We start from the raw sequence: 7,651 nt of genomic DNA, 5'->3' as shown, positions 1-7,651 counted from the left end.
CGGCGCGCGGCCGTTTTCCCGCCGGTGACGATGGTGGTCGTGGTGGTCATCGCGCGGCTCCTTCGGCGGCGGACTCGGTGGTGGAGGCGGCGGGCTGCCGGAACGCCAGTCGCGACCAGTCCTGGTCGAGGGTGCCGAGGGTGCCCTCGGTCGACGCCCCGAGGATCATGGCCTGCGCGTAGCTGAAGACCGGGATGGTCTTCGGCACGAGCACCGACGCCCCCTGGTAGATCCGGCCCTCGTCGTAGTACGGGATCATCCCGGCCACGCGCGGGTCGCTCGGGGCGGGGGCGTCCTTCGTCGGCGCGAACCCGAGCTGCGACTCGTTGTAGGCCTCGATGATCTGCGGCTGGTAGAGGTACTCGAGGAAGTCCCGGGCGGCATCCTGATGCTTCGACCCCTCGGGGATGATCGCGGCGAGGTCCATGTTGACGCGTACCGCGAGGTCGTTCGGGTCGTCCGTCATCGGGAGCGGGAAGGTGCCCACGCGCAGGTCGGGTGAGGTCTTCGCGATCTCGCCGAGCGCCCAGGGCCCCTGCAGGTACATGCCCGCCTGCCCCTGCGCGAACGCGAGGTTGCCGTCGCCGTACGCGCGGCTGTCGGCATCCGGGTTCGTGTAGGTCGAGGCCAACTGGGTCATGCGGTCCATCGCCTGGCCGAAGTCCTTCTGGAACGACACCGTGGAGTCGGGGCCGACCTGATCGCCCTCCGCGGCGAGCGCGTCGAAGAAGTCGATGACGTTCAGCGAGCCGCCGACGGCGTAGTCGTACCAGCCCTGGCCGACGGTCCAGTCGTCCTTGAAGGTGCCGTAGAACGGGGCGATGCCGTTCGCCTTCAGGGTCTCGGCGGTCTGGATGAGCTCGTCCCACGTCGTGGGGACCGAGAGGCCGAGGCGGTCGAAGATCTCCTGGTTGTAGATCACCGACGAGGCCATCACCGAGTACGGCAGCGCGCTCGTGCGTCCGGGGCAGACGCCGTACTGGTCCATGAGGGGCTGCAGGTCGTCGCGCACCGTGGCGGCCGCGGCGGTGCCGGAGAGGTCGCTCAGCGCGCAGCGCTGCACGAACCGCGCGACCTCGTAGTTGTAGTTCGCGAGCATGATGTCCGGCGGGTTGCCGCGGACGAAGCTGGCGGAGACGACGTCGACGCCCGAGGCATCCATCTCGACGCGGACCTTGTCCTGCGAGGCGTTGTACTCGTCGACCACCTGGCTCATGAAGCCGAGGGCCTCACGTTTGCTGAAGGTGAAGCGAATCGTCTCTCGGCCGTCGGCGGAGCAGCCGGCGAGCATCGCCGCACCCAGCGCCGTCACCGCCAGCGCCGCGAGCCCGCGTCGCACCGTTGTCTTTCTCGACACGTGTCCTCCTCGCATCCTTGCGATCTTGAATCAGGGATTAAATCTACTCGCCAAATCAATGTGTTGAGGGCAGTATTGCATCAGGCACGAGAGGGGTCAAGAACCGATGACGGATGCCACACTCTCGGCGCCTTCGCTCCGCCGCCACAGCCTCGATGCCGTGCTCGCCTACGCATGGGACGCTGAAGTCTTCACCGCGAGCGACGTCATGGCGGCCGTCGCCCTGACCCGTTCGACGACGATCGACGTCCTCGATGAACTGGTGGCGCGCGGGCTGCTGGAGGAACTGCCGAACGCGCGCGCCGTCGGCGAGTACTCCAAGGGACGGCCCGCCCGGCGCTTCGCGCTCCGCGCCGACGCCGCCCTCGTCGTCGGAGTGGACGCCGGCCGGGGGCACGTGACCGCGACGGTCGCCGACCTCCGCGGTGTCCCGCTCGCGACATCGCGCCTGTCGATCGACCCCGAGCGCGACTCCCCCGAGCGACGGCGTCGGGCGGCCGAGAAGGTCGTCGACGCGACGCTGACGCGGGCGCACGCCTCGCGGGATGCCCTCGTCGCCGTGTGCGTCGGCGTCCCGGCACCGGTGGATCGCACCGGCCGCTCCCCCGTGCACCACGACGGCTTCTGGCAGCGGATGAACCCCGACTTCGTCGACACGTTCGCCTCGTGGGCGCCGGTCGTCCGCGTCGAGAACGACGCCTCGCTCGCCGCCGTCGCCGAGCACGCGCAGGGCGCCGCCGTCGGCGACGACGACTTCGTGGCCCTGCTCGCCGGCGAGCGGTTCGGTGCCGGGCTGTGGATCGACGGGCGGCTGCTGCGCGGAGCGCACGGCGGCGCCGGCGAGACCGTCGCGTTCGACCGCGTCGAGGGGGTCGGCAGCGCCTACGGTCTCGCTCCGCGGTGCGTCGACGCCGCGCGGGCCGCGATCGCGGCGGGCACCCTGCCGTCCGGCAGCATCCTGGCCGACGTGCCGGTGGACAGCCTGGATGCCAAGACCGTGCTCGACCTCGCCGCCGCCGGCGACCCGGGTGCCCTGGCCGTCGCGGCCGAGGTGGGCGGGCAGCTGGCGATCGTGGCGGGCCTCCTCGGCAGCCTCTTCGACGTGCGCCGGGTCGTGATCTCCGGGGCGATCGCCGCCGGCGCGGGCCCGATCATCGCCGCCGCGGCCGAGTCCCTGCCCGCCGCGCTGCACCTGCCGCCGCCCGAGATCGTGGCCTCCCCCCTCGGCGCCGACATCGTCTCGACCGGCGCCGTCGCCGCCGCCCTCGAGGCGACCCGCGCCCGAGCGATCGACCTGGAGCCCTTCGCCCTGCCCGACGAGCGCGCGCGGGCCTGACTCTCTGGCGCGTGAGGGGTCAGTATCTGTCGCCTCGGCGCGCTCGTGGCGACAGATATTGACCCCTCACGCAACGGGGTCGCCGGGTGCAACACCGGCGGATAGCCTCGGGGGCATGCCCGACTGGCCCGCGCACGTTCTCTGGTGGCACCTGTACCCGCTGGGGTTCGTCGGTGCTCCGATCCGCGACGGCGTGGACCCCGAGGCGGAACCGGTGCACCGCCTCGAGCGCCTCGAGCCGTGGCTCGACCACGTCATCGAGCTCGGCCTGAACGGTCTGCTGCTGGGGCCGATCTTCGCGTCCCAGACCCACGGGTACGACACCGTCGATCACTTCCGCGTCGACCCGCGGCTCGGCGACGACGCCGACCTCGACCGGCTGCTGGCCGCGGCGCGGGAGCGTGGCATCCGGGTCCTGCTCGACGGCGTGTTCAATCACGTGGGGCGGGGGCATCCCGCGTTCCAGGCCGCGCTCGCGGGCGGGGATACGACGCTGTTCCGCGGGGCGTGGGTCGACGGGCGGTTCGAGCCCGAGGTGTTCGAGGGGCACGGCGCGCTCGTCGCGCTCGACCACTCGTCCGACGCGACGGCCGACCTCGTGGTCGACGTCATGTGCCACTGGCTCGCACGCGGGATCGACGGCTGGAGACTGGATGCCGCCTACGCGGTGCCGCCGGAATTCTGGGCGCGGGTGCTCCCCCGCGTGCGCGAGCGATTCCCCGAGGCGTGGTTCCTCGGCGAGGTGATCCACGGTGACGGGCCAGCGATCGTGCACGCGTCGACGATGGACTCGCTGACCCAGTACGAGCTGTGGCAGGGCATCTGGCACGGCATCGCCGACGGCAACTTCTTCGAGCTGAGCCACGCGATCGAGCGGCACGACGAGCTGCTCGCGACCTACGTTCCGCAGACCTTCGTCGGCAACCACGACGTCACGCGGATCGCCTCGGCCGTCGGGCCGGAGTTCGTACCGCACGCCCTCGCCGTGCTGTTCACCGTGGGCGGCACCCCTTCGGTGTACGCCGGCGACGAGTTCGGCTGGACCGCGGTGAAGGAGGAGCGCGAGGGCGGCGACGATGCGGTGCGGCCGGAGTTCCCCGCGACACCGGCGGACGTGGCCGACGTCGACGAGCGCATCCTCGACGCGCATCGCGCGCTCATCGCCCTGCGCCGACGGCATCCGTGGCTCTGGCGCGCCCGCACCGACGTCGTCGAGGTCACGAACGCGACCCTCGTGCTGCGGACGGCCGTGGATGCCGAGGCGGTGATCGTCGCGCTGAACGTCGGCGACCAGCCGGTGTCATTGCCCCTGGCCGACGGGCTGACCCCCGCGGCCGGCGCGGGATTGCCGTTGGACGGGCGCGTCGAGCTGGGGCCGCGCGGGTGGGTCGTGCTCGAGGCGTAGCGAGAGGATCGCACGCCGAGGAATGCATGTCCCTAAATGTGCGGAAGAAGCCGCGCCCCGTCGCACAAAGTGGGACAGGCCTTCGCAAGCGACGTCAGGCTCGACGCGGGGGCGGCAGGGCGCGTCCCGAAATGTGCGGGATTGGCGGGCGGAAGCAGCACAAAGTGGGACATGCTGGGGCGGGCTCAGGCGAGGTGAGCCAGACGACTCACGCGCCGCGGAAGCGGTGCTCGGGGCGACCCGTCGAGCCGTAGCGGAGGCCCACCGTGACCAGGCCCCGCTCGGCCAGTGCCGTCAGGTGCCGCTGCGCGGTCGCGCGCGAGACGCCGATCCGTTCCGCGACCTCCGTCGCCGACGCCTCGTCGTCGCCGAGCGCCGCAAGGATCGCCTGCTCGGTCGCCGAGCGGGCGAGCGAGGCACCGTCGCGCTCACCCCGCATCACCGCCGCGGCGCGGTCGACGTCGTCCTGGGTCAGCGGCCGCGGTGTCGCGAGCAGGTTGCGGTACCGCGCGTAGCGGTCGAGGCGCTCGGCGAGCACCCGCGTGTCGAACGGCTTCACGAGGAACGCCAATGCCCCGGCCGTGAACGCGCGCCGCACCGTCGCGGCATCCGTCGCCGCCGACAGCACGAAGGCGTCGAGCCCGAGCGACCGGACGAGCTCGATCCCGTCGCCGTCGGGCAGGTACACGTCGGCGAGCACGAGGTCGGGGGCGTGCGCGGCGACCGCCGCACGGGCCTCGCCGACGGTGCGGGCGGGTTCCAGCGCCGCGAAGCCCGGGCGCGCGTCGACGGTGTCGCGGTGCAGCCCCGCCACCCGGAAGTCGTCGTCGACGACGAGCACACGGATATCGGTCATCTCTCCTGCTCCGTTCCGGACTGCAGCACGCCCGGCAGCCGGGCCGCCACCACCGCGCCGCGGCCGGACCCGCCGGCATCCACGATCCAGACCTCTCCTCCGCGCCGCCGGGCGAACTCCCGCGACAGCGGCAGCCCGACGCCGAGGCCGTGGACGGCGGCGGGGTCGTCGGTGCGCTCGCGCGGCGCGAAGGCGGCGTCGACGTCGGCGATGCCGCCACCGGTGTCGGCCACCGTCAGCACGACGTCGGCGCCGTCGCCGAGCACGGCGACCTCGACCTCGCGGGGCTCTCCCCCGGATGCCGCGGCGCTCACGGCGTTGTCGACGAGGTTGCCGAGCACGGCGACGACGTCCTCCACGTCGGCGACGGTCGAGGGCAGCCACGTGTCGTCGCTCACCCGCAGCGCCACCCCGCGCTCCCGCGCGGACAGCCCCTTCGCGCCGAGGAACGAGCGCAGCATCGCGTCGCCGACGAGGTCGAGACCGGGAACGGCCCAGTCGACCGAGCCGCGGTCCACGAGGTCGGCGAGGAACTCCCGCGCCTCGGCGGTGCGGCCCGCGTCGAGCAGCCCGACGGCGGCGTGCACGCGGTTGGCGTTCTCGTGGCGCTGCACGCGCAGCGCGTCGCCGAGCGCGCGGACGCTGTCGAGACGGTCCGTGAGCGCGACGACATCGGTGCGGTCGCGGAGCACGGCGACGCTGCCGAGCGCCCGCGGCCCACGCCGGACCGGCCGGACGTCGACGAAGACGATGCGGTCGCCGATCGGCATCCCGTTCGGGGCTCCGGATCCGGCGAGCGCGGCGACGACCGCGGCCGGCAGCCCCAGGTCGTCGAACCGGCGTCCCACGGCACCGGTCACCCCGAGGAGCGTCTCCGCCGTCGTCGTGCACACGCGGACGACGCCGGTGTCGTCGATGGCGACGACTCCCTCGTCCGCGCTCTCGAGCACGGCGGTCTGCGTCTGCACGAGGGCGACGAGCTCCTCGGGCTGCACGCCGAGCGTGACCCGTTCGAGGCGTCGGCGCATGAGGAGCGCGACCGCAACGCCGAGTCCGACGGCCACGACCACCGCGATGCCGATGCCGATCAGCAGCGCGGGCAGGTCGTCGAACACGCTCGCGCGCTCGAACCCCACGCTCACCTCGCCCACCGGGTCGCCTCCCCCGGGCGGGTACACCGGCACCTTGGCGCGCGCGGACTCGCCGAGCGTCCCGGTCTCCCAGGTGACGACCTCGCGGCCGGCGAGCGCGTCGGTGAAGCTCGTGCTCACGACCTCGCCGAGGCGGTCGGGATCGGGATGGGCGAGACGGATGCCATGGTCGTCGGTGATCACGACGAACAGGCCCTCGGTCCGCGCGGTGACGTCGGAGGCGTAGCGCTCGAGCGTCCCGCCGCGCAGGGACGCGGCATCCGGCGTCCCCGGATCGGCCGAATACTCCGCGACGAGCTCGCGGACCTCGGGGGCCTCGGCGACGGAGCGGGCGATGTTGAGCGCGGACGAATCGGCTTCGGCACGGAGCTGTTGGATGCCGAGCCACGCGAACACCGCGGTGCACACGGCGACGACGGCCACCATCGTGGCGATCTGCACGAGGAGCATCCGGGTGGCGAATCGCATGACACCTCCGGACGCCGTCGTGCGCGAAATGCGCAGAACACACGCTACGCGCACAACGCCGCTCAATGCGAGCAAGCGCGCGCGGGGGCACCGCGATCCGTAGCCTCGGCCCATTCCCCGGCGCGGAGCGTGCCGGCATCCACGACGAAGGAGTCGCGATGACCCCCCACATCCTCTCGGCCGCGGCCGACGACTACGCCGTGGCGTACACGCCCGCGGACGGCGTGCTCGTGGCGCTCGGCTTCCTCATGGTGCTGTCGTTCATGGCGCTGATCATGACGCGGCGACTCACCCCGATGGTCGCGCTCATCGTCGTCCCGACGGTCTTCGGCCTCATCGCCGGGGCGGGCTTCGGGCTCGGCGACATGGTGATCGACGCGATCGGCAAGATGGCGCCCACCGCCGCCCTTCTGCTCTTCGCGATCATGTACTTCGGCATCATGATCGACGTCGGCCTGTTCGATCCGCTGATCCGCGTGATCACGCGCTTCCTGGGCGACGACCCCGCCAAGATCGTCCTCGGCACGGCGATCCTCGCCGGTGCGGTGTCGCTCGACGGCGACGGATCGACGACGTTCATCATCACGACCTCGGCGATGCTGCCGCTCTACCTGCGGCTGGGCATGAGCCCGGTGGTCCTCACGTGCGTCGCGGGCCTGATGAACGGCACGCTGAACATCGTGCCGTGGGGCGGCCCCACGGTCCGCGCGGCCACGGCCCTCGGCCTGCAGCCGACCGACGTCTTCGTTCCGATGGTCCCGTCGCTGCTCGCCGGTCTCGTCGTCGCGCTCGCGTTCGCCTGGTTCCTGGGCCTCTCGGAGCGCAAGCGCCTCGCCGGCTCGGTGGACACCTCGAAGCTCGACGGCCCCGGCGGATTCGGCCGCCTGGGTGCGCCGAAGCTGTTCCGCGGCGCCGAGTCGAAGCCCGGCGCGCTCGCGTCGCTGCGGACCGGCAACATCGTGACCGTCCGCGGAGGGCGCGGCGCGGTCGCCGCCCCCGAGCTCGTCGAGGCGGCCGACACCGCGATGGCCGACACGATGCTCGACCCCAACCGCGCGACGCTCCGCCCGAAGCTCAT

6 protein-coding genes are annotated in these 7,651 nt (G+C 72.5%); 3 read left to right on the top strand and 3 right to left on the bottom strand.

Annotated elements, in window-relative coordinates:
* Positions 1 to 46 precede the first annotated feature (46 nt).
* Positions 47 to 1,357, bottom strand: a complete 1,311-nt coding sequence (locus I5G_RS19980; RefSeq protein WP_022877470.1) for an ABC transporter substrate-binding protein — start codon at positions 1,355 to 1,357, stop codon at positions 47 to 49.
* Positions 1,358 to 1,463: 106 nt separating this feature from the next.
* Here I5G_RS19980 and I5G_RS01475 point away from each other — a divergent pair, with 106 nt between their 5' ends.
* Both I5G_RS01475 and I5G_RS01470 read left to right on the top strand, forming a co-directional pair.
* A complete protein-coding gene (locus I5G_RS01475; protein ID WP_022877469.1) occupies positions 1,464 to 2,693 on the top strand; it encodes an ROK family protein in 1,230 nt (409 codons plus the stop codon).
* Between the two features lie 115 nt (positions 2,694 to 2,808).
* Positions 2,809 to 4,098 (top strand): alpha-amylase family glycosyl hydrolase, encoded by a 1,290-nt coding sequence (locus I5G_RS01470; RefSeq protein WP_022877468.1) that lies wholly within the window; start codon positions 2,809 to 2,811, stop codon positions 4,096 to 4,098.
* Between the two features lie 208 nt (positions 4,099 to 4,306).
* Here the strand turns inward: I5G_RS01470 and I5G_RS01465 are convergent, their stop codons facing one another.
* Complete coding sequence (locus I5G_RS01465; RefSeq protein ID WP_022877467.1) at positions 4,307 to 4,954, bottom strand: response regulator; 648 nt, start codon at positions 4,952 to 4,954, stop codon at positions 4,307 to 4,309.
* Positions 4,951 to 6,573 (bottom strand): ATP-binding protein, encoded by a 1,623-nt coding sequence (locus tag I5G_RS01460; RefSeq protein WP_022877466.1) that lies wholly within the window; start codon positions 6,571 to 6,573, stop codon positions 4,951 to 4,953. Before I5G_RS01460 ends, I5G_RS01465 begins: the two co-directional genes overlap by 4 nt.
* A 158-nt stretch (positions 6,574 to 6,731) precedes the next feature.
* Between I5G_RS01460 and I5G_RS01455 the strand changes: the two genes are divergently transcribed.
* Positions 6,732 to 7,651, top strand: a 920-nt coding sequence (locus tag I5G_RS01455) for an SLC13 family permease (protein ID WP_022877465.1), incomplete at its 3' end; no start/stop codon positions are given.

The sequence above is a fragment of the Microbacterium sp. B19 genome, assembly GCF_000333395.1.
GTDB lineage: Bacteria > Actinomycetota > Actinomycetes > Actinomycetales > Microbacteriaceae > Microbacterium.
The sequence above is the reverse complement of the archived record's forward strand: the minus strand, read 5'-3'. Positions and strand labels throughout refer to the sequence as shown.